Here is a 20,989-nt window from a genome sequence, read left to right as displayed (position 1 = left end):
ACCTCAATCCTGCTTTTCACCGCACTCCAAAACAATCCTGATCCTCTCAGGCCGGCTGGCCCCTTCTAATTGTTCCTTCTCTAAAATAACCTCTTCCATCTCTCCAGGAGTCACAATTTGTTTTCTTTTATGCGCAATCCGTTTCTCATCCAAATACACACTGATGTAGCAATTGCGGTATACATTTCCCACCCGGAAACGTACTTTCAGATTCCCCCGCATGCGTTCCGGCAAGATTTCTGCCGGAACCGTATAACGAATTCCGCCTTCCACCTCGATCGCAATTCCACGTTTTCCTGCTTTGTCAAGCTGGCCCAGGATATAATCTGCTGCACATTCTCCCGCACATTTTGCTTCTTCTGACACAAAATCCACCAGATCGTGCACATGCAGTACATTCCCACAGGCAAGCACCCCTGGAATGCTGGTCTCAAGACTTTCGTCAACAACGGGACCGTTCGTAACCGGATTCATCCGGACACCCATTCCCTGCGACAGTTCATTTTCCGGAATCAGACCACAGGACAAAAGCAGTGTATCACAGCAGTATTCTTCCTCCGTTCCCGGTATCGGTCTTCCGTTTTCGTCCACTTCCGCAAGCGTAACACCTTCCAGTCTTTGTTTCCCCTTGATGTCGATCACCGTATGGCAAAGCTTCAGAGGAATTCCATAATCCTCCAGGCACTGAACGATATTCCGCTTTAGGCCGCCGGAATATGGCATCAGCTCTGCCACTACCTGAACATGGGCTCCCTCCAGTGTCATTCTGCGCGCCATAATAAGCCCTATATCCCCGGAACCTAAAATCACAACTTCTTTTCCGGGAAGATATCCTTCCATATTAACCAGCCTCTGCGCTGTTCCGGCTGTATAGATTCCCTGCGGTCGGTACCCAGGAATGTTCAGAGCCCCTCGCGGCCGCTCCCGGCATCCCATGGCAAGAATAATCGATTTAGCCTGGATATCCTGCATCCCTTCCGTGCGACTTAAAACCGTCACTTTTTTCTCCGACGTGATGTTCAGCACCATGGAATTCGTCTGACACACAATCCCCAACTCCTGCACCTGACGGATAAAACGATCTGCATATTCCGGGCCTGTAAGCTCTTCCTTAAAGGTATGCAGGCCAAACCCATTATGAATGCACTGATTCAAAATACCACCCAGACGTTCGTCCCGTTCAATCACAAGGATATCATTGATTCCTTTTTTCTTTGCCGCCACAGCCGCCGCCAGTCCTGCCGGTCCGCCTCCGATAATAACCAGATCACAGCTTCTCATCTTGCATCCCTCCTTCCGGTTTTCCGTATATCCTTCAGTTCCAGATGAAGTTCTTCCGCAAGAAGCTCCATATTCTTAGGCGTGCAGAATCCAGCCTGACACCGTCCCATACCTGCACGCGTTCTCCGCTTGATGCCATCCAACGTCGTCGCTCCCAGAGGGCGGTGGATCGCGTCAAGGATTTCTCCCATTGTAACACCCTCACATCTGCAAACGATCTGGCCATATGCCGGATTTTCTTGAATCAGACCATTCTGTTCTTCTCTTGAAAGCTCCGAAATGCGAGTAATTCTCTTTCTATGTTCACAATATTTTTTCTTTTCGCACAATTCTGTGAGCCCTGTCATAATATCGCGAACATAAACACCTATCGCAGGTACACTGGAAAGTCCCGGCGATTCTATGCCTGCCACATCGATAAATCCTTTTGCGTCTTTCACTTCCTGAATGATAAAATCACCGTCGTCTTCATGTGCCCTAAGTCCTGCAAACGAAGTGATAATTTGCCGTTTCGGGATATTTTTAACGGATTTTGTACACTTTTTCATAACTTCTTCAAGTCCATCGGATGTTGTTTCGGTTCCTTCTTTATCCGTAATATCGGCGGCTGTAGGCCCGATCAACAGATTCCCATGCACAGTCGGCGTCACGAGCACTCCTTTTCCTTTTGGAGTCGGGATCTGGAAAATCGTACGTTCAACCAAATTGCCCGCGTTTTTATCCAGCAGACAATACTCCCCTCTGCGTGGAGTAATATGGATTTTTTCCCTGCTGACCATGTTGTGAAATATGTCCGCATACACTCCAGCCGCATTGATCAGGAATCGTGTTTCGAACATTCCTTTATCGGTCAGAACACGAAATCCATTCTCCATTTTCTCGATTTGCTTCACCTCTGTCTCCAGATGAAACTGAACTCCATTTTGCACTGCATTTTCTGCATAGGCGAGATTCATTTCAAATGGACATACGATTCCACTGGAGGGGATATGAATCGCTGCATATACGGTATCGGCCAAATTCGGCTCCAGAAGAAGCGCCTGACTGCGGCTCAGCATCTCCATTCCCTCAACTCCATTCTTTTTACCGCGCTCCATCAGCTCCTCGAGTACCGCCATCTCTTCCTTGCTCTGACACACGACCATAGCCCCGTTGCGCCGGAAAGGAAAATCCAGTTTCTCCGCCATCTCATCCATCATCTGATTTCCCAGCACATTCAGCTTCGCCTTCAGTGTTCCCGGTTTCGCATCAAATCCCCCATGCACGATACCACTGTTGGCTTTGCTGGTGCCTTCACATACATCACTTTCCTTCTCCAGTACACAAATATCCAGTTCATATCTGGAGAGCTCTCTTGCCACTGCACATCCCGATACACCGGCTCCGATAATGATGACATCTTTCATTTTCTATCATCCTCCTTAGGCAAATCCCTGTCCGTGTTACCCGGTTGCTCCAGGCATCTCCAATCAACCGGCAAAATTTATACCTTAATTCTATCACGAAACTTTTCCCGGTACAATAAAAAGCAACTCAAGAAGCTCCTTGATCTGCTTTAAAGGGGTGGCTATGTCCCCTTCCCACATTCCCCCCTATACATACTGTCGCGTCAACCTTTTAATCTCTTCTTTCATCATTTCCACAACATCATCCGGTCCAACCACTTTCACTCCTTCTCCAAGCGAAATAATCCACCCGAGGAATTGCCCGCTGACATAGACTTTCACATTCACTGTAAAACGCTCCTCATCCACCGGGACAAGCATCACATCTTTCCCGAACCTGTCAATGATAACTCCCGCCAGCGCATTATCTACCAGAAGTTTGACCTGACATTCTTTTCCTCCAAACATTCCAAAACTCTTCTTAGCATATTCAGCCATGTCCAGTTTCTTAAAATGTTCTTTCCCTTCTCTGGCTTCATCACACATTTGGATATGCAGCATCTTATCTACACGGTAATGCTTGATCTTCCCGGCCTCCGAATCATATCCAACCAGATAATAATTATCATCATGCCATGAAAGTCCCCATGGGCTAATCTGATAATAAGCTCCATCATGGCGCAGTTCCATCTGTTTCTTTACATTCCACTGAAAATATTGGAAACGGATTTTCTTATTCTCCGAAATCGCATTGTGGATCGCGTCGACCGTATAATAAATGCTCTCGTTCATGGTCTTGATTCGCCCGGATACATATACTTGGCGCTGCAGCTTCATTGCATCATATCTGCTGACCAGTTTTTCCAGCTTCTTGATCAATGCATTCGATTTTCGTTCTGTGATGAACCTGGAAGACTGGATCGCATCCACCAGAAGCTTCAGTTCCGGAAGTTCGAAAGGACGGTCGATCACGTGATAATGGTACCGGTTACCCACCGGCTCTCCCGCAACCTCAACCCCGAACTTTTCCAGATCTTTCAAATCCGAATAAACGCTCTTTCTGTCTGCGGTGATATCATACTCTCTTAACGCCTCCAGAAGTTCCGGCATTGTGATATAGTGATTTTCATCCGTCCTCTCCAGCATGATCTGTGCAACCCGGTATAATTTAAATTTCTGATTCGTTCCCTTTGGCATATCAATCTTTTCTCCTCGCATCAAGACCAGATATTTGTAATGTCTGATATCATATTATCATTCTCCACAAACAAGTTCAATGCAAGACCTGCAACTTTGTTACTATCTGACCGGTGCAAGCAGCACCTTTCCGGTTCCGCGGTACACATTTACCAACCCTTCTCCCGATGCTGCCGATCCGAGTAAACTTTTCCCGGAGCGCTCCACGGTAAATTCCAGACTGCCACTCCATGCAATAGCAAAGTTCCCGTCTACTTTCAAAACATCCTTATCCAGCGTAACTTCCACCAACTCTTCTTTCGGGCAGGGTGATTCGAGACAGACGATTCCGTTTCCCTGAATACCCAGATTGAATAATCCTTCATTTCCGGCAACTGCGGAAGACAGATTCGACCTCATCACTGCTTTGTGTTTTAATGAGGATTCACATGCAAGAAAGAGTCCGTCATCCAGCACAACCGAACCATTCCATTCGCTTAAATCCAACAGCAAAATATGTTGATACGTCGGTTCAAGCACCAATGTTCCGTCTCCGGTATATTCCGGTTTGATTGCCGATTCTCCTGTCACGGAACCGCGCACTGCTTTTCCGAACAGATCGCCGACGCCTTTGATTCCCGTTGTGGCCTTTACATTCCCGACCATCCACTGCATCGTGCCTGCCTGAACCGTCACATTCGATTTGGAGACATCACAGACAACCTGCCTTTTTCGAACATTCATCTGGCTCGCATAAAATGCTTCCATTGCCGTTTCCGGCATAACACTTAAGTCGCGCTGGTACTCAACCACTGAAAATGCTCCCAAAGAATCAATTACCTTCACATCATCGTTTTCCATAAAATTTTTAATCTGATACATTTTTCATTCTCCTTTTATTAGTTTTTAGACTTAAAAATAACTTTTAGCAGTACGTTTTTCCTATAAACGCTTCGGCGCAAACAGTGAAATCACACCCACGATCAGCAACACCGGAAATGCAATTTTAATCAGGCCGACTGCCACAAGGCCGATTAAAAATAACGGAAGCAGCACAACACTGGCTATGATTTTTGAAATTCCCCATGCTGCTTTCACCGCAAAAACAAGTATTTTTCCAAATATCAAAAACATGAAAATTGTAAATATGAATGTTAACATCGTTCTTCATCCTCCTCTTCTGCGATTCTTTTCCCATGGAATTTTGAATTTTCTTCCAGTCCAAGTATCTTACTGTAATCTTTCTGTTCGTGTATTCTCTCAATCATAAGGCACATCCTGACTCTCTGTTCTATACTCATCTTCCTATTCTCCTTTCCGCCAGATTATGCCAATATTATACTTGAATCCTTCCTTCAAATAAACAAAATCATTTGCGAATTAGTATCATCTATTTCTCCTTTTTTGAGGTGATATAAAGTAAATCTTAAGAATAAATAAATTCGCTTCGTTGTCAATATCATATATAATATTTTCAGGATCAGATTAATTAGGGGGATTTTATTATGGGAAGAAAATCAACAAAAGAAATTAAAAATATTTATCAGATCAGCCGGGAAAATATGGAATATTCCCGGGAAGCAGCAGCCGAGAAACTTGGCTTCATTTCTTCTGACCGTATTGAAAAAATCGAAAATGAACGGACACTGCCGCATCCGGAAGAGGTACTTGCGATGGCAGACTGCTACAAAAATCCTTCTTTATGCAACTATTTCTGCTCTCATGAATGCCCGATTGGAATCGAGTATGTACCTGAGATTCATGCAAAAGAACTCTCCCAGATTACCCTGGAGATGCTAGCCACATTGAATCGGCTGTCACACGCGAAGGAACGTCTTATTGAAATAACAGTAGACGGCGAACTTACGGAAGATGAACTGCCTGATTTTCTTAGAATCAAAGATGAATTGTCGAAAATGGCTCTTGCCATCGATTCCCTGAATCTGTGGCTGGATCACACCATTGCTTCCGGGAAGATTGACAAACAAGTACTGGAAGAAATCATTCACAGAAAATAATTTTGCTCATAACGCAAGAGCCTGGCAAACAGCCAGACTCTCAGCAAAATAGATTCAAATTGTTACATATTCTGTCATCCTTCTTACATTAGTTCAACCATCTGTCCAGTGTTCTGGCAAGCGATTTGAGATCAAGCGGTTTGGCAATATGCTCATTCATACCAACCGTTTTGGCCGCCTGTACGTCCTCCGCAAATGCATTTGCCGTCATGGCAACGATTGGTACCTGTCTGCAGTAATTCCGATCCATGGAGCGGATCGCTCTGGTAGCATCATACCCGTTCATCCGCGGCATCTGGATATCCATAAAGATGATATCGTAATAACCGTCCTTACATGATGCCATTCTGTCAACGGCCTCCGTACCGTCAGCCACATGCTCGATTGCGAGCCCCGTTGTTCCCAGGATGACTGTTGCAATTTCTGCGTTCAGTTCATTATCTTCTACCAGCAACGCGCGGCGGCCTGTCAGATCCATATTTTTCAGATCAACAAACGGTATATTCGGTTCTTGTGCTTTCTCGTCTCCTGCAAGAGTATTGAACGTTTTTGTCAGTCTGGAGCGGAACAGCGGCTTACTGATAAATGCATTTGCACCGGCCGCTCTGGCCTCCTGCTCAATATCCGACCAGTCATAGGCAGAGATGATTATGATCGGCACGTCATTTCCCACGGCTTTCCGTATTGCTCTTGTCGTTGCAATCCCGTCCATATCCGGCATCTTCCAGTCAATAATGCAAGCAAAATAATCCCGCTTCTGGTTATGGTGAAGCACAATATGATCAACAGCCTCGGCCCCTGTAGACACACCCTCGGCTTTCATCCCCATATCATTCAGCATGCCGCAGCAGGACTCGAGACTTAATTCATCATCATCCGCCACAAGTACATCCAGATCAACAAATTTGTCATACTGTACATCCGAGCCTTCCTGAAGCCTGAGGTACATCGTCACCGTAAAGCGCGAACCGACTCCCGGCTTACTTTCAACCTTGATATCTCCTCCCATCATGCGGACAATATTCCGGCTGATCGGCATACCAAGACCGGTCCCCTGTATTTTATTTACGCGTCCATCTTCTGCTCGGGTGAACGGTTCAAAAATCTTCTCCATGAATTCTTCACTCATCCCCATTCCGTTATCTTCAAAAACGAATTCATAGCAGCCGATTTCCGCCTGGTTCGAAGGTTTTTCAGAAATAGAGAGCCGGATCTTTCCGCCATCCGGTGTGAATTTTACCGCATTTCCCATCAGATTGGTGAACACCTTCTGGATGCGGAGGCTGTCACCGATTACCTCTTCATGGATCACACCGGAAATGTTGACAGAAAGCTCATGATGGTGCTCTGCGATTTGTGAACTGGTCATAGAGAGCAGATTATCCACCAGGTCGGAAAGTTTAAACTCTTCCTCGATCAGATCCACTTTTCCTGACTCGATTTTACTCATATCCAGAACTTCGTTGATCAGGCTGAGCAGATGTTTGCTCGCCTGAGTAATTTTCTGAAGGCTATCCTGAACCCGCTCTTTATCATCAATATGCGACGCGGCAATTGCCGTCATTCCGATAATGCCGTTCATAGGTGTGCGGATATCATGGGACATATTGGACAGAAAATCCGTCTTAGCCTTATTTGCCGCTTCTGCCGCATCAAATGCTGCCTGCAGTGCCATTTCCTGCTGGCGCTCCTTCTTGATCAGATCATCTACATTTCTGGTACCGACTACAGCGACGAAACCACCGTCTTTTTTCTCTACAAACGCAACCCTTGCCTGCAGATATATGGTTCCGTCATCTGTATGTTTTTCATAAGTCAAAGAGTAGTCTTCGCCGTCTGCACGAATATGATCCAACGACAGTTTTTCGATAAATTCACCGCGGCTTTCTTCCGAAACAAGTTCCTCTGCGTAACTGCGCAATCCTTTTGACCAACAGCCATTATGCTTACAAAAATGCTCCGCAATAGCACGGCCGTCTTCATCCTGTGCGCGGTAAGTGGTCACGGTATCCGTTTCCGGATCAACAAGAAGAACAGAATAGTACTCTGAGCCAATTCCCTCTATAATCTCACTTTGTGTCTCCAAAGTTTTGATATGTTTTCTTTCTTCTTCCACGATCGAATCGACATTTCGGAATCCCAGAATAATCCGACTTTCCGATGTGTGCCCAGAATAGATCCGGATAAAGACCGCAAATACCTGTAACTCATCCGTGCAGTCAGGAGTCACCATATGATGGGAAAAATAATTCAGCCGTTCCTGTGCATCACCGGATGCTCCGATGTGCGTACGTACATCAGATACCGATGAGAGCTCTGTAAAATAATTCTTTGTAAGATCAATATAATATACCGATGTATAAATTTCACTCAATGACTGGATGATCTTCATCCGTTCTTCTAATGCTTTATTAGAATCTTCCAGTCGTTTGTTCGCAATCTCAATACAGCAAGTCGATGAAATAACAGATAGAAGCAGAAGATGTCCGGTATTCCGTTTGGGATTATCTACTCCGAAAAAGCCTATGATCTCGCCATCCACCACAAGCGGCGAACCCCCTGCACTGTCGATCCCTCTCAGCTCCAGAATCTGATAGGTCTCTGATTCGGGAACATAATCCTCATCCCGAGACGAGATAAAGAATTCTCCTCTTTCTTTAACCAGCCTGAACCAGCTTTCAACCATATCTGCAGGAATACCCTGAAGTCCATTACTTTTAGTCGGAATCCCCTCACGGCACCATTCATATGTATTATTGACCATAGTTCGCTGTGCGTTTCATTCCAGAATATAGGCACGGTCCGCATCATAATATCTTCCTGCGTCAGCAAGAATATTCTGAATCGTTTGTCCGCCCTTTTCTTTATTTGCGTAATCATGCAGAAAATGCTTGATTGCCTGCTCCTGATTTAACAGATTTTGTGAAAGCTCGTTCATGATACACCCCCGGGAATTGGTATACTTTGTCTGATTTTAATTATACATTTCCGGCAAAGCTCTATCAAGGCGAAATTCCACATTGTGTTTCTTTTTCGTGCGGTTACGAGTGATTACATAGTTTTTCTCAAATATTCTGCCGTAATTTTATCCTTTGATCCGAGGCGACAACGCTTCCGGATTCTCTTATTCAACCTCGATCAGCTCATACTCCCTCGTGCCATATCCCAATGCCGCAGCAGCCTCAATTGTATGGATCCCATTACGGCTTTCAATCCGCTCCAGGAAATGTGCTTTGCCGGGATCATCACAGGCATACACCAGATCAATGCAGGCCTGATCCACCGCGATCGGATCTGTCGATACCAGAATACCGATATCATTTAGACACGGATCTTCCGCCTCTGCCATGGACTCCAGAAACGAATCATGATCTGAGGTCCAGATATACTCCGGCACACCGGCTCCATGGATATATGCCTTACCATAGGAAGAAGCCACTCCGATCGATAATTGCTTTAATGCGCCGCCATAGCCTCCCATCGGATGCCCCTTAAAGTGAGACAGAACCAGCATCGAATCATAATGAACTATAGTTTAGCACGAAACAGATATTACATAAAGCACATTATTAATCTTCTGCTTTTCGTCCTGCCTGCATATCGATTCTTCTTGCTACTTCTTCTAGATTCATCTCCTGTTCTTTCGCGATTCGGGCTATGTCCTCGTACTCGTACTTTTCCCGCGTCACGCCATATCCCGAAGCCACCTTTTTTCGCACTTCTCCAAATTCTGTATCTACTTTCCGGATTGTCCGGGAAAGCTTATATCGCCGACTGACATTTTCACGAACCCCGAGTGTCGTCGTATTCCGGAAGAATAATCGAAGCATGGTTTCTTTATCTTCCTCACGGCACATAACGGTAAGAAGCACACCCGGACGGGATTTTTTCATTTGAACCGGTATCGTATATACTTCCAGAGCCCCCGCTTCGAAAAACTGCTCCTGCGCGAAGCCGATCGCCTCTGCTGTGATATCATCCAGATTACACTGCAGCTCTACGATCGTATCCCCTGTTTCTTCGGTTTCTCCCAATAAAGCACGCACACAATTGACCGTATCGAAGTCCTTTTTACCCATTCCGTAACCAATCGCAGCTGTTTTCATAACCGGCATCTCTCCGAACCCGGTAGCAAAATGCTTAAGAAGTGCCGCGCCGGTAGGTGTACAAAGCTCTCCTCTTATACTGCCGCCGTAAATGGGTACATCCCTCAGAATATATGCCGTTGCCGGCGCAGGAACCGGAAGAATTCCGTGGGCACACCTGACATGACCGCTTCCTACGTGAACCGGGGAGACAATGACCTTCTCCGGGGCGAGCTTATCCATGAGCAGACAGACCGCGGTAATATCCGCAATGGCGTCCATCGTGCCGACTTCATGGAAATGGATTTCTTTCACGGGGACGCCATGTACGTGGCTCTCCGCTTCTGCAATCAGAGAATATACCTCAAGAATATCCGCCTTTACCTTTTCTGATAGCGGAAGGTCCTGTACAATATGCCCGATCTCATGCATTCCGCTGTGGTGATGGTGAGAATGAACATGGTGATGAACGTGAGCCTGTTCGTGGGAAGTATCATGAATATGGCCGTGCTCATGGATATGATTATGGTCATGGTCATGTGTATGTTCGCAGTTATGGTCATGTGCGTGTTCATGCACATGATCATGCATATCTTCAGATTCTTCTGTTCCGTTCACCTTGACGGTAACCTGCATCCCCTGGATTCCGCACTTTGCAATCTTCTCACCGGAAACAGTCACTCCCGGAATTTCCAGTCCGTTCAATTCACGGAGAAACTCTTCCTTATCGGGCAGCAGTTCCAAAAGCGCCGCTGTCAGCATGTCCCCGGCAGCTCCCATACCGCAATCTAAATATAAAGTCTTCATATTATTTTACCTCCATATGATTGATCCTGCTTGCCAGATATCCTGCTCCAAATCCATTGTCAATGTTAACCACCGACACTCCGCTGGCACAGGAATTCAGCATTGATAATAATGCGGATAATCCACCGAATGACGCTCCATATCCTACACTGGTAGGCACCGCAATCACCGGACAATCAACCAACCCTCCGATTACGCTGGCAAGTGCGCCTTCCATACCGGCAACAGCAATAACGACACTGGCGCTCATAATATCATCCAGATGTGCCAGCAGTCGGTGCAGACCGGCAACCCCCACATCATACAGACGCGTGACCTCATTCCCATAAACTTCCGCTGTCAGGGCCGCTTCCTCTGCAACTGGGATATCACTTGTCCCACCCGTTGCGACAACAATTTTCCCGATTCCATTTGGCGCGGGCATACTTCCGATCAACCCGATTCTGGCATCTTTATGATAGTCCATTTCATACACAGCGGAAATCTGTTCCGCCGATTCCTCGGAAAGCCGGGTGATCAGAATCGTTTGCTGTCCGTTCTTTTTCATTTGTTCCACAATTCCGAGCATCTGCCCGACCGTCTTTCCTGCACCGAAAATGACTTCTGCCACTCCCTGCCGGATCGCGCGGTGAGAATCGACCTTCGCATACCCGATATCCTCAAAAGGTGCCTTTTTCAGAAAGAGCAGCGCTTCTTCTACTGTCATTTCACCTTTTTGAACCGCTTCCAGAATTGCTTTGGTATCATTTCTCATGCCCTCACCTCCAAGTCCAGCAATACGGAAGAATAATGTTTTTTCAATTCCTTTGTAATCGTTTCACGGTTTTCGATCACTTTTGGGATTTGCCGAGAAGGAACCTGAATCTTTGCCACATCTCCCATCCGGCGAACCCGAAAATCTGTAAACCCAAGAGAGAAAAGAAATTTTTCTGCTTCTTCAGTTGCTTCTAATTTTTCTTTTGAGATTCTTTCTCCTGTCGGAATCCGTGTTGCGAGGCAGGCATAAGCGGGTTTATCCCAGGTAAACAGGCCAGCCTCACGAGAAAGCTGCCGTATCTCATCTTTTGTGAGACCGCACTCCCGTAATGGAGACAATACAGATAACTCCCGAAGTGCCCGCATACCGGGGCGATCCCCCGCGTCATCGGACGCATTCGTTCCGTCAAGAATCGTCGTAAATCCATCTTTTTCCGCTGCCTTTTGTATCTCTTCAAAAATAATACGTTTGCAGTGATAGCACCGGTCGTCCGGATTTGACACAACAGCCTCGGATGACAGTACATCAGGCGTTAAAACCTGCATGGGAATATTCAACTCTTTGACAAGCCGAATCGCATCATCCAGTTCAAACTGCGGCTGAAATGCAGTTTTTACATAATATGCTTTTACCTCCGCTTTGCATTGACTTGCAGCATATAACAGGTAGGCAGAATCAACGCCGCCCGAAAAAGCAACAGCGGCCTTGGGATGCTGTTCAAAAAATAAAAAAAGGTTCATACTTATCCCTCACAAAATATTATTTTTTCTTATTCAAGGATGCCTTCACAACACCTTTCGGGTCTTTGATCAATAATATTACCAGCCAAATAATCAGACCAAGCGCAACCACCGCCAGGCCGAGGAAAAAATCATTGAGCATATCCAGTGGTGCCGGTGCAAAAAACTCTGCACCTGCTTCCAGGTACTCAAACACAGCATCCACCATCCACATCAGAGAGGCTCCCCAATATAAGTAACACAGAATATGTAATTTCATTTCGTTCTTCGGCGCTCCCCTATACCAGAGAATCGTACTGATGATGGCAGCGAAAATACAAGTAAGCAGTGTCATCCTATACCTCCTTGAGTTCAGCAGCCTCAATAGCTGGCCGCTTTACGATATGGTCAGCAGCCACCACGATTCCAACCCAGATCACAGTGATCCACACTGCCATGGTACCACCTACAAGCGCCATTTCATGCAGCATCTCTGCCGTATCTGCCGGATTATTCATCGCTGTCAGAAATGGGAAAAACGGAACGATCTCTCCGTGCCAAAAATGCTCAAACGCCAGTAATACAGAACCTCCCCAAAGAAGATTTGTAAGCCATTTTAGTTTTCTTGTAAATGGAATTTTTACTTCTATTGTGCTTTGCTGTACATCCGCCTCCTGTACCTCTTTCTCCTTAGATTCCAATGCTTTTCCTGCTATTGTTGTAATAACCGCTTCTGTAACAGGGACAATAAAACATGCCATAATATTTACCTCCTGAAAAATGATTTTGTCTACAGCCACATCCGAACTCAGCAAAAAAAGATATACAATCACTCTTCTGAGCGGTCATATACCTTCTTATGTATATCGTCATCGTCTGTATTTATAAATTAAATTAAAACGCTTCAGCGCTTATGCCGGACTTCCTGTCCAGACATTATCATTTTAAATAGAATTTACCCCAAAGTCAAGCCGACAACAGCAACGATTTTCTCCCGGTCGTCTCTACATTTTCCTGATCTCACTTATCACGCCCTCAATCAATTTTCCCAACGCAAGATCGGAAACACCCACGATGAAATTATCACAATGATTGACAGGGATCAGCAGCCGTCTGGCATTACTCTGTCCAACAGCCAGTGCCATCGCCGGAGTAATCTCGCCATATAATGAATCTGCAATTACGATTCCAACCGGGCCGACGATCACATCCGCTCTGCGGCATCCGACGATTACGGCATTCTCTCCGGTGGCCGCATGATCCGCCCCTGCCTTCAGCATCGCTGTTGTAGCAGCGCTGTTCGTGCCAACAGCAGTGATCTCCATCTCAGGCATATTCTGTTTAATCGCGGCTACTACCTGCTTCCCGATTCCACCGCCTTGTGCATCAATAACAAGAATGTTCATATCTGATCCCTTCTTCAATAAAATGTTCTAATAATCACTTTATAGTATGCGGGAAAAAATGTCAATTTTAAAAAGCACCACACTTTTCACGTGTGGCGCTTTTTTTAATTTCTGTCACTAATTTGAAATAAATTTCAAGAATTGTTGGATTCTTTCATTGTCAGGATGATCGATGATTTCTTCCGGAGTTCCGTCTGCTGCAATCTGCCCGCCATCCATGAATAAAACTCTGGTTGCAACTTCCCGTGCAAACCCAATCTCATGCGTAACCAGAATCATAGTCGTTCCTTCTTCCGCAAGTGATTTGATTGTATTCAGAACTTCACCCACCAATTCAGGATCCAGTGCTGAGGTTGGTTCATCAAATAATAATACATTCGGGTTTACTGCAAGCGCTCTTGCAATCCCGACTCTCTGCTGCTGTCCTCCGGAAAGTTTGGAAGGATAAAAATCTTTTCTTTCAAGCATTCCTACTTTTGCAAGCAGCTCAAGTGCTATTTTTTCTGCTTCTTCTTTCGGTTTTTTCTGAACTACAACAAGTGCTTCCATTACATTTTCAATAGCTGTCTTATTTTTAAATAAGTTGTATCCCTGAAATACCATTGAAGAATGTTTACGGAGTTCGATCACATCTTTTTTCGTGTGATTTTCAGCATCGATCCGAATGTCCCCAATCTCAATGATTCCTTTGGTAGGAACCGTAAGATAATTAAGACATCTCAGCAATGTGGATTTTCCGGTTCCCGAAGGTCCCAGAATTGCAATTACTTCATTTTTATTGATTGTAAGATTGATATCCTTCAGAACCTTCGTATCCGAATCAAATTCTTTATACAGATGTTCAATCTTAACCATTGGCTTTTCTGTTCCCATACTTTTCTCAATCTTCCTGTTTTATATTATTTCTGAATCAACTGTGTCATATCAGCAAACATCCATTTTTCTGTGATCTTTGCTACTGTTCCGTCATCAAGCATTTCCTGAAGGACTTTATTTAACTCATCACAGAGTTCTTTACCTTCATCTGTTTTCTGAATAAAGTATGCTACGTTATTTGCTGTAAGATTTTCATCAAGAAAACGGAATTTGATGGTATCATTGTAGTGCATGAAATTATTAACGTTTGTCGTTGTATTAGCAAATGCATCAATTCGTCCAAGATTCAGGTCATTCATACCAACAGTACTGTCTTCGTAAAGCACTACTTCGAATCCGATTTCCTGTGACATCTCTTCAATAATTGTCTGTGCAGCCTGTCCATTTGTACATCCTACTTTTTTGCCTTTTAAGTCATCAAATGTGTTAATGTCTGTGTTTGATTCCGGTACGATTACACACTGAGCATCTCCATAGTACGGAATAGTTGCATAGTATTTTTCTGTTCTTTCCGGTTTTACAGCCCAACAGTTTGCAGACACATCTGCTCTTTGGGTATCAAGTTCACCCCAGATAGAATCAAATGATGCCTGTTTTACTTCAACTTCCCAGCCTGTACGCTTTTCAATCTCTGCCCACATTTCTGCATCGATACCGGTCCATGTACCATCATCGGCGAGAAGGCTGTACGGTTCACCTATTCCTGCTGTTACAAGTACTACTTTTCTTGTCTCATCATTTGTTTCGGTCTCTGTTTCAGCTTTTGCATCTCCTGTAGATTCTGAATTAGTAGCTGAACTGCTTCCACATCCGACTGCCATAGCTGCTACCATAACTGTCGCAAGCATTGCTGCGAGAATTCTTTTTTTCATAAATAGTTCCTCCTGTTAATAAATAATTCTATCTTAATGGTTTTCCATTTAAGAACACTGTTTAATACATATTTGCACACTTCTTCTCCAGGAATTTATGTGCTAATCCTAAAACAAAAATGATTACCCAGTAAATCAGCATAACTGCCGCATAAATTTCGAAATACCGAAAAGTCTTTGCTCCCTCAATTTTTGCAGCTCCCATAATATCCGGTACACCGAGCATAAATGCAAGGGACGTCATCTTTATCAAATTGATCACATCGTTAAAGAGCGGCGGCAACGCAACTCTGACTGCCTGCGGGATAATAATTCTCGTAATCAGCTGAAAATTTGTCATTCCCAGTGAATATGCAGCTTCTTTCTGACCTTCGTCCACGGAAAGAAGTGCACCTCGGATACTTTCTGACATGAATGCACCCATATTAAAACTCATTACAACGGCCACTGCCACAAGTGGTGTCATATCTCGTATTACCGCGCTATAGAGTGCCAGTCCATAATAGAAGAAATATAACTGTGCTACGATTGGTGTTCCTCTCATAATAGAAACATAAACTCTGGTAAGCGGGTAAAGACCTTTTACTTTGTAATAGCTGATAATCGCTACGATTACACCTATCAGTAAAGCAAATATCGTCGCCACAATTGTGAGCTCGAACGTAACATTCACTTTTCTTGCAATGGTTGGGAGTACTTCCATAAAATAACTTACCTTAAACATTTTTCCACCTCTGTCTCTTGTTCAAAATAATTAAGTACAATATTTGCAAACACTGCGGATGCAGGTGCAAGAACCTCTTCTGCTATTTCGAAAACAGGACTATGTAATCCAAATTTTCCTTCTGTCCGATCAGTAGCGATTCCCACAAACATATAACATCCCGGGACCCGGCTACTGTACTCGGCGAAATTTTCTCCGCCTAAATGCTTTTTATCAATGATGTAGCAGTTATCTTCTCCAAGAATTTCTTCTGCGCTCTTTTTCGAAAGTACAATCATATCCGGATGATTTTTCACTGCCTCTCCGGCGACAAAAACATTCATCTCATATTTGGCTCCATGCATCGCAGTAATTCCCGAAACAACATTTTCTATTTCGGAAGATACCTGCTTCATGATACACATTTCTGTCGCACGGAATGTACCGCGTATCACACACTCATCCGGAATAATATTTCCGGCATCCCCTGCATGAATGGAGCAGATTGAAATCACCCTCGGCTCGGTCGAATCAACCTTCTCCGCCACTACAGCCTGCAATGCCATGCAGATTTGATTTGCCACTGTGATTGGATTGATACATTCATACGGCCATGAACCATGTCCGCCCTTTCCAATTATTTTGATGGTAAATCCACCCGGGCATCCAAATGCATATTTTGCGGCTATCCCGATTTTCCCTGCCCGCACTGTCGGCCAGGCATGAGCGGCAAACACCGCATCCACTTTCGGATTCTCCAGTATTTTATCTTTTTCGATCAGAGCTTTTGCCCCTTTTCCGCATTCCTCTCCCGGTTGAAATACAAATTTAACCGTTCCGCAGAATTCATCCTGAAGCCGGCTCAAAATCATTGCTGCTCCTATAATCCAAGCGGCATGTGCATCGTGTCCGCAAGCATGCATTTTTCCCGGATTTTTGGACTTAAACTCCGTATCTACCTGTTCCTCAATCGGAAGCGCATCAATATCGGCACGTAACATGACACATTTTCCCGGTCCTTTTCTCCCTTCCAGGATCCCTACTACCCCGGTACCTTCTGCCATATTTTCATACACAGCAACCCCGGGAAGCTTTCTCAGATTTTCTGCAATCAATTTTGACGTTTCGACTTCCTGCAATGCGAGTTCCGGATGCTGATGAAGAGTCCGACGGATATGTATCAATTCCTCCTCTATTTCTTTTGCAATTTTCTTTATTTTCTCCCTCATATATCTCCTACCCGAAGCATGCAAAATGAACTTTTTTGCATCTTACACACTTACTTAATCTCTTTTTTTTCATATACTATTTTTTAACAGTTTTATATTACTAGTCCTTGCTTTTGTTTTCATCGTACAAAAAGAACGAATCTCTTTATCATTTTTTACAAAGCTGCACATTTTCTATTTATAGGACTATTTATTGATTTTATCTATGAGTTTTTGATACATGAAAAGCAAAAAACGTGACTGATCATCCATCTACCAGTCACGTTTTCCTTTTATAATTTTTTGCGTTTTTTTGCTTTTATACGTTCCAGCTGCATCACCATAAGAATCCGCTGTCTTTTCAAACACTCCATATCATCCAGATGTATAAGCTCATTGATTTGTGCTACTCTGTGAAGAAGTGTATTCCGATGGATTCTCAGCCTTGCTGCTGCATACATAGAGTTTTGTTTAAAGAAAAGGTAGTAATATAATGTTTCATAAAGATTCGAATTTTTTTTACGATCTTCTTCCTTAATCACTTCCAATTCTTCAATGCGGTCATCCATTTCATCTATTTCTTGTGCCATATAATATACTGACAATTCCTGATAGTATTCTTCAATCAGGTAAATATTTTTTTCCGGACTAAATTCTTCCCCAATTTTCAATGTAGTCTGAATCATTTCCATGTTTTCCTCTTTTTGGGATAATGATACAAACCCATTTCCAACCATAAGCTTTGTGTCTGTATTTAACCGTGCAAAAATATTCCTGTAATCCTGTATAAATCGATCTCTGTCTCCCTTCCCTTCTATCTCCGATAGCAAATACACAGCTTTATTATCCTGTCTATGACTCTCTATAATTGAATAATGATCCTGTAATTCTTTTTCCAAAACATCCAGATCATCTTCTCCATAAAAAATCACCCACATGAAATCCGGTTTTTCCATCATATAATCACTGGCTTCTCTATTCGATGGAATCAAAAACAGCTTTTTCATTGCGCAATAATCACTGATAATTTTCGCAACCTGCCCTGCTTTTTCCTTTAAACATTTTTCCTGGTAAAACACAACACAGGAGCCTGACTTCTCCGGCAATTCATACTCGGTCCAATATTCCGGATTTTTCTTACCTTCCTCCAGTCCAATACTTGCTACCGTCTGACCTTTATGATCCAAAATCTTAACAGGCATTCTCGTATATTCGAACAATCTGTTAAGATCCTTTTCCCAGTTTTCTCCATCTTCTGAAAATCCGGGGAATATCAATTTGTAGCAATAATTAATATCTATTCGAGCATCCCCTGCTTTCTGATCTGCAATCAATTCCATAAACGCAGACATTCTTGTAATAATCTGCCCTTCATCACTTTTTGAATAATCCGTATCAATGGCCATATATGGAATATTCTTTTCCTCAGTCACAAATTGATTGATATATGCCGACTCAGCTCCCGTAGCATGGCAGCCCGTCAAAATCATCTCTACCACACCGTCCACATGATATTCATCAATAATCCGCCCAATTAATTCTATGCGGTTATCATTTGGAGTCATGATTGAACATCCTGTCGATAAATATCTTCTCGCAATTGCCCCATAAATGTCAGGATCTTCTTCATCGATCATTCGATCCAGCGTTTTTACTCCGCTGCAATTCTCCAACGCAACAACGACTCCGCCATGATCCTCAATTGCCCGGATTACTTTTAGAGAGTCCCCGCCAATCGGACAACCTGTAATCAATATTCTTGGTCTTGGTTCGAGCATCGTTCCCTGATAATATTCTTCTAATATCTGATCTGTAATCTGATCTACAACTTCCGGTGTTGTTTCAAAATCAAATCTGTATTTGGACCCGGAAACAATTTTCTGGATATCACCTCCCAATACCGGTGCCGGTTCCAGTTTCATAACTTCACAAAGCCTAAGCAAGGATTTCCGGATGCGATTTCCTAAATGGATCGCCGCTTTCATTTTCTCATCTGTTATGATCACCTGAAAGAATTCTTCAAGATATTCTTTCGTACGTATAATCTCTTGCTTCCAGAATTCCATAGATTTCTGTGATTGAGAATTAGGCAGTTCCATAACAAAAACAGGCTTGAATTCCGCCATCATCTCGTACATCTTCTTCTTACCGTCACAGGTTGTTTCCCCGATTACAAGATCAGCAAAATGAAAAAACGGGCATTTATCCTCCACGGCAAATCCATAACTTGATTTAACAAGCGGGCACATGCTCTTCGGAAGCTTACGCTCTGCAGCCGGAACTGTTTCGTTCGCAAACGAACATAGCCCTACTGGTATTGCACCGATCGCTAAAGCAAGTTCCGTAGGAAAATATGCGCAGTACATTCCCACCACCGGGATTCCCTTTTCTTTATATTCCTTCACTTCGAGAAACGAACGCCTTCTCTGCTCTCCAAATTCTTCAAATATTTCCGGCAAATCCTGAACCAGCTTCATTCCCTCGTTCCTCCATCCATAATCCGTTCTAAATCATTCATCATCATCAAAGCCAGCAGTTCCCCTGATTGTTCCATATCATCTATGTCTGAACCGATCAATTCACGTATCTTTCTTAATCGGTAGACCAGCGTATTACGGTGAACATACATCCTAGAAGCTGTTTCAGCAATATTATTTCCGCACAAATAATACATTTTCAAAGTTTCATACAAATCTGTATTTTTCTCTTCATCTTCTTTCTTAAGAATCTCTACAGAATAATCTCTTAATCCCTTATTTTTTAAGAGCGTCCATGCATAGGTATAGATTGTATGCGCATACCATTCCCCTTCAAGCATGATTTCTTCTACTTTGTTATATTCTTTGATTTCATTCATTCTATGAAGCCATTTTACTTTCTTTTCACACTGCTCTATTTCCCGAAATATGGAGCTTACACAGCATGCTTCCTTCGTTTCCTTAATTTTATTTAAAAGAATCTCTTCGTCCTTTTTGTCTCTAATATCATAAAACAGAACCCAAAACAACTTATTGTCCATTCTCCCATAAGAGCGTTCCCATATTTCCTGTGTCATTGGAAGAGAATACTTGTTTTGTTTCCCAGAGAAACAAGCCATAATATAGTTTCCCTTTATTTCACGTGCGAGATAACAAAGTTCTGATTTTGCTCCGCAAAATATATCGTGGTTCACCAGCCTTTTGCGAAAAGAAACACTTTCATCCGGATATACTTCACGGTTCATCCAATAGTTTGCCACTACATTTCGAAGCATATCTGCTATTTCCGAATAATCCTCTTTTGCATATTTATCATTGAAGATAATAATGCAATACCCCAAATGGCATTCTTTATTTTCTATTTTTTTAATTACAGCCATGCACCCCGGGAGCTCATAATAATCCGTATCAGGAATTCTTCCACGCATGGCATGATCATACATCGCTGTTGTAATCCAGCTTTTCTTGATTCCGACAGCCTTTCTTTGATATCCCCCGCTGGCATAGCACACGATTTTACCAGTGTATTCTACGACCATAATCGATGCATGTATATCATCTCTGATTTTCTCTACAACCTGATCCAAATTTAAATTTTTTGCCAAGGCATCAAAAGCAATTTTATAACATACATTTACATCAATCTTCCCCACAATATCACTCCCAGAACTCATTATTAATCGCTCATCATTCTAAACATAGTAATCCACTATGCATA

Annotated in this window: 21 protein-coding genes and 1 pseudogene; 1 reads left to right on the top strand and 21 read right to left on the bottom strand. The window is 43.5% G+C overall.

The window, feature by feature from the left end; genetic code table 11:
* Window positions 1-3 precede the first annotated feature (3 nt).
* From ACTNBR_RS07330 to ACTNBR_RS07305, 6 genes are all read right to left on the bottom strand, one after another.
* Window positions 4-1,281: an NAD(P)/FAD-dependent oxidoreductase gene (locus ACTNBR_RS07330; RefSeq protein WP_441017969.1), complete on the bottom strand. Its 1,278-nt coding sequence runs from the start codon at window positions 1,279-1,281 to the stop codon at window positions 4-6.
* Window positions 1,278-2,687, bottom strand: coding sequence for an NAD(P)/FAD-dependent oxidoreductase (locus ACTNBR_RS07325; protein ID WP_441017971.1), 1,410 nt, complete (start codon window positions 2,685-2,687; stop codon window positions 1,278-1,280). Before ACTNBR_RS07325 ends, ACTNBR_RS07330 begins: the two co-directional genes overlap by 4 nt.
* 186 nt (window positions 2,688-2,873) lie before the next feature.
* A complete protein-coding gene (locus tag ACTNBR_RS07320) occupies window positions 2,874-3,863 on the bottom strand; it encodes a helix-turn-helix transcriptional regulator (RefSeq protein ID WP_441017973.1) in 990 nt (329 codons plus the stop codon).
* Window positions 3,864-3,965: 102 nt separating this feature from the next.
* Entirely contained in the window at window positions 3,966-4,724 is a 759-nt protein-coding gene (locus ACTNBR_RS07315) for an AIM24 family protein (RefSeq protein ID WP_441017975.1), read from the bottom strand.
* A gap of 60 nt (window positions 4,725-4,784) precedes the next feature.
* Entirely contained in the window at window positions 4,785-5,003 is a 219-nt protein-coding gene (locus ACTNBR_RS07310; RefSeq protein WP_441017977.1) for a hypothetical protein, read from the bottom strand.
* The gene (locus ACTNBR_RS07305) at window positions 4,997-5,143 is read right to left on the bottom strand and encodes a hypothetical protein (RefSeq protein WP_427806013.1); all 147 of its coding nucleotides are present in this window, start codon (window positions 5,141-5,143) and stop codon (window positions 4,997-4,999) included. Before ACTNBR_RS07305 ends, ACTNBR_RS07310 begins: the two co-directional genes overlap by 7 nt.
* Window positions 5,144-5,347: 204 nt before the next feature.
* Between ACTNBR_RS07305 and ACTNBR_RS07300 the strand changes: the two genes are divergently transcribed.
* Window positions 5,348-5,860, top strand: coding sequence for a helix-turn-helix domain-containing protein (locus tag ACTNBR_RS07300; RefSeq protein ID WP_441017979.1), 513 nt, complete (start codon window positions 5,348-5,350; stop codon window positions 5,858-5,860).
* An 88-nt stretch (window positions 5,861-5,948) separates the two neighbouring features.
* On the opposite strand, the gene ACTNBR_RS07295 is transcribed toward ACTNBR_RS07300, so the two are convergent.
* The 15 genes and pseudogenes from ACTNBR_RS07295 to ACTNBR_RS07225 form a co-directional block, all read right to left on the bottom strand.
* Entirely contained in the window at window positions 5,949-8,624 is a 2,676-nt protein-coding gene (locus tag ACTNBR_RS07295) for a response regulator (RefSeq protein ID WP_441017981.1), read from the bottom strand.
* A 15-nt stretch (window positions 8,625-8,639) separates the two neighbouring features.
* Entirely contained in the window at window positions 8,640-8,798 is a 159-nt protein-coding gene (locus ACTNBR_RS07290; RefSeq protein ID WP_441017983.1) for a hypothetical protein, read from the bottom strand.
* A gap of 186 nt (window positions 8,799-8,984) precedes the next feature.
* Window positions 8,985-9,386 (bottom strand): annotated as a pseudogene (locus tag ACTNBR_RS07285) (DUF362 domain-containing protein); the annotation flags it as partial.
* A gap of 43 nt (window positions 9,387-9,429) precedes the next feature.
* Window positions 9,430-10,752, bottom strand: a complete 1,323-nt coding sequence (larC, locus tag ACTNBR_RS07280; protein ID WP_441017985.1) for a nickel pincer cofactor biosynthesis protein LarC — start codon at window positions 10,750-10,752, stop codon at window positions 9,430-9,432.
* A 1-nt stretch (window position 10,753) separates the two neighbouring features.
* On the bottom strand, window positions 10,754-11,506 hold the full coding sequence (gene larB / locus ACTNBR_RS07275; RefSeq protein WP_441017987.1) for a nickel pincer cofactor biosynthesis protein LarB: 753 nt from the start codon (window positions 11,504-11,506) through the stop codon (window positions 10,754-10,756).
* Complete coding sequence (gene larE, locus ACTNBR_RS07270; protein WP_427820489.1) at window positions 11,503-12,249, bottom strand: ATP-dependent sacrificial sulfur transferase LarE; 747 nt, start codon at window positions 12,247-12,249, stop codon at window positions 11,503-11,505. Before larE ends, larB begins: the two co-directional genes overlap by 4 nt.
* 19 nt (window positions 12,250-12,268) lie before the next feature.
* Window positions 12,269-12,583 (bottom strand): hypothetical protein, encoded by a 315-nt coding sequence (locus tag ACTNBR_RS07265; RefSeq protein WP_427820490.1) that lies wholly within the window; start codon window positions 12,581-12,583, stop codon window positions 12,269-12,271.
* Window position 12,584: 1 nt separating this feature from the next.
* Window positions 12,585-12,989 carry a hypothetical protein gene (locus tag ACTNBR_RS07260; RefSeq protein WP_441017989.1) on the bottom strand — a complete coding sequence of 135 codons (405 nt, stop codon included), beginning with the start codon at window positions 12,987-12,989 and terminating at the stop codon, window positions 12,585-12,587.
* Between the two features lie 243 nt (window positions 12,990-13,232).
* Window positions 13,233-13,634, bottom strand: coding sequence for a DUF3842 family protein (locus tag ACTNBR_RS07255; RefSeq protein WP_427820492.1), 402 nt, complete (start codon window positions 13,632-13,634; stop codon window positions 13,233-13,235).
* A gap of 117 nt (window positions 13,635-13,751) precedes the next feature.
* Complete coding sequence (locus tag ACTNBR_RS07250; protein WP_441018003.1) at window positions 13,752-14,489, bottom strand: amino acid ABC transporter ATP-binding protein; 738 nt, start codon at window positions 14,487-14,489, stop codon at window positions 13,752-13,754.
* A 44-nt stretch (window positions 14,490-14,533) separates the two neighbouring features.
* Complete coding sequence (locus tag ACTNBR_RS07245) at window positions 14,534-15,382, bottom strand: transporter substrate-binding domain-containing protein (RefSeq protein WP_441017991.1); 849 nt, start codon at window positions 15,380-15,382, stop codon at window positions 14,534-14,536.
* Between the two features lie 61 nt (window positions 15,383-15,443).
* Complete coding sequence (locus tag ACTNBR_RS07240) at window positions 15,444-16,106, bottom strand: amino acid ABC transporter permease (protein WP_441017993.1); 663 nt, start codon at window positions 16,104-16,106, stop codon at window positions 15,444-15,446.
* Entirely contained in the window at window positions 16,094-17,314 is a 1,221-nt protein-coding gene (locus ACTNBR_RS07235; RefSeq protein WP_441017995.1) for a M20 metallopeptidase family protein, read from the bottom strand. Before ACTNBR_RS07235 ends, ACTNBR_RS07240 begins: the two co-directional genes overlap by 13 nt.
* Window positions 17,315-17,586: 272 nt before the next feature.
* Window positions 17,587-19,770, bottom strand: coding sequence for a double-cubane-cluster-containing anaerobic reductase (locus ACTNBR_RS07230; RefSeq protein WP_427806028.1), 2,184 nt, complete (start codon window positions 19,768-19,770; stop codon window positions 17,587-17,589).
* Window positions 19,767-20,924 (bottom strand): helix-turn-helix domain-containing protein, encoded by a 1,158-nt coding sequence (locus tag ACTNBR_RS07225; protein ID WP_441017997.1) that lies wholly within the window; start codon window positions 20,922-20,924, stop codon window positions 19,767-19,769. The genes ACTNBR_RS07230 and ACTNBR_RS07225 overlap by 4 nt, the downstream gene beginning before the upstream one ends.
* Window positions 20,925-20,989: the final 65 nt, after the last annotated feature.

The organism is Bariatricus sp. HCP28S3_F11 (assembly GCF_052065395.1).
In the GTDB taxonomy this organism is placed as follows: domain Bacteria; phylum Bacillota; class Clostridia; order Lachnospirales; family Lachnospiraceae; genus Allocoprococcus.
The sequence above is the reverse complement of the archived record's forward strand: the minus strand, read 5'-3'. Positions and strand labels throughout refer to the sequence as shown.

What these genes read in the sequence shown, in the direction of transcription:
- larC (WP_441017985.1), bottom strand. Translation starts at nt 10,752, where the DNA reads ATGAAGACTTTATATTTAGATTGCGGTATGGGAGCTGCCGGGGACATG.
- ACTNBR_RS07310 (WP_441017977.1), bottom strand. Translation starts at nt 5,003, where the DNA reads ATGTTAACATTCATATTTACAATTTTCATGTTTTTGATATTTGGAAAA.
- ACTNBR_RS07230 (WP_427806028.1), bottom strand. Translation starts at nt 19,770, where the DNA reads ATGAAGCTGGTTCAGGATTTGCCGGAAATATTTGAAGAATTTGGAGAG.
- ACTNBR_RS07325 (WP_441017971.1), bottom strand. Translation starts at nt 2,687, where the DNA reads ATGAAAGATGTCATCATTATCGGAGCCGGTGTATCGGGATGTGCAGTG.
- ACTNBR_RS07250 (WP_441018003.1), bottom strand. Translation starts at nt 14,489, where the DNA reads ATGGTTAAGATTGAACATCTGTATAAAGAATTTGATTCGGATACGAAG.
- larB (WP_441017987.1), bottom strand. Translation starts at nt 11,506, where the DNA reads ATGAGAAATGATACCAAAGCAATTCTGGAAGCGGTTCAAAAAGGTGAA.
- ACTNBR_RS07315 (WP_441017975.1), bottom strand. Translation starts at nt 4,724, where the DNA reads ATGTATCAGATTAAAAATTTTATGGAAAACGATGATGTGAAGGTAATT.
- ACTNBR_RS07265 (WP_427820490.1), bottom strand. Translation starts at nt 12,583, where the DNA reads ATGACACTGCTTACTTGTATTTTCGCTGCCATCATCAGTACGATTCTC.
- ACTNBR_RS07330 (WP_441017969.1), bottom strand. Translation starts at nt 1,281, where the DNA reads ATGAGAAGCTGTGATCTGGTTATTATCGGAGGCGGACCGGCAGGACTG.
- ACTNBR_RS07245 (WP_441017991.1), bottom strand. Translation starts at nt 15,382, where the DNA reads ATGAAAAAAAGAATTCTCGCAGCAATGCTTGCGACAGTTATGGTAGCA.
- ACTNBR_RS07260 (WP_441017989.1), bottom strand. Translation starts at nt 12,989, where the DNA reads ATGGCATGTTTTATTGTCCCTGTTACAGAAGCGGTTATTACAACAATA.
- ACTNBR_RS07255 (WP_427820492.1), bottom strand. Translation starts at nt 13,634, where the DNA reads ATGAACATTCTTGTTATTGATGCACAAGGCGGTGGAATCGGGAAGCAG.
- ACTNBR_RS07295 (WP_441017981.1), bottom strand. Translation starts at nt 8,624, where the DNA reads ATGGTCAATAATACATATGAATGGTGCCGTGAGGGGATTCCGACTAAA.
- ACTNBR_RS07320 (WP_441017973.1), bottom strand. Translation starts at nt 3,863, where the DNA reads ATGCCAAAGGGAACGAATCAGAAATTTAAATTATACCGGGTTGCACAG.
- ACTNBR_RS07305 (WP_427806013.1), bottom strand. Translation starts at nt 5,143, where the DNA reads ATGAGTATAGAACAGAGAGTCAGGATGTGCCTTATGATTGAGAGAATA.
- ACTNBR_RS07235 (WP_441017995.1), bottom strand. Translation starts at nt 17,314, where the DNA reads ATGAGGGAGAAAATAAAGAAAATTGCAAAAGAAATAGAGGAGGAATTG.
- ACTNBR_RS07290 (WP_441017983.1), bottom strand. Translation starts at nt 8,798, where the DNA reads ATGAACGAGCTTTCACAAAATCTGTTAAATCAGGAGCAGGCAATCAAG.
- ACTNBR_RS07240 (WP_441017993.1), bottom strand. Translation starts at nt 16,106, where the DNA reads ATGTTTAAGGTAAGTTATTTTATGGAAGTACTCCCAACCATTGCAAGA.
- larE (WP_427820489.1), bottom strand. Translation starts at nt 12,249, where the DNA reads ATGAACCTTTTTTTATTTTTTGAACAGCATCCCAAGGCCGCTGTTGCT.
- ACTNBR_RS07300 (WP_441017979.1), top strand. Translation starts at nt 5,348, where the DNA reads ATGGGAAGAAAATCAACAAAAGAAATTAAAAATATTTATCAGATCAGC.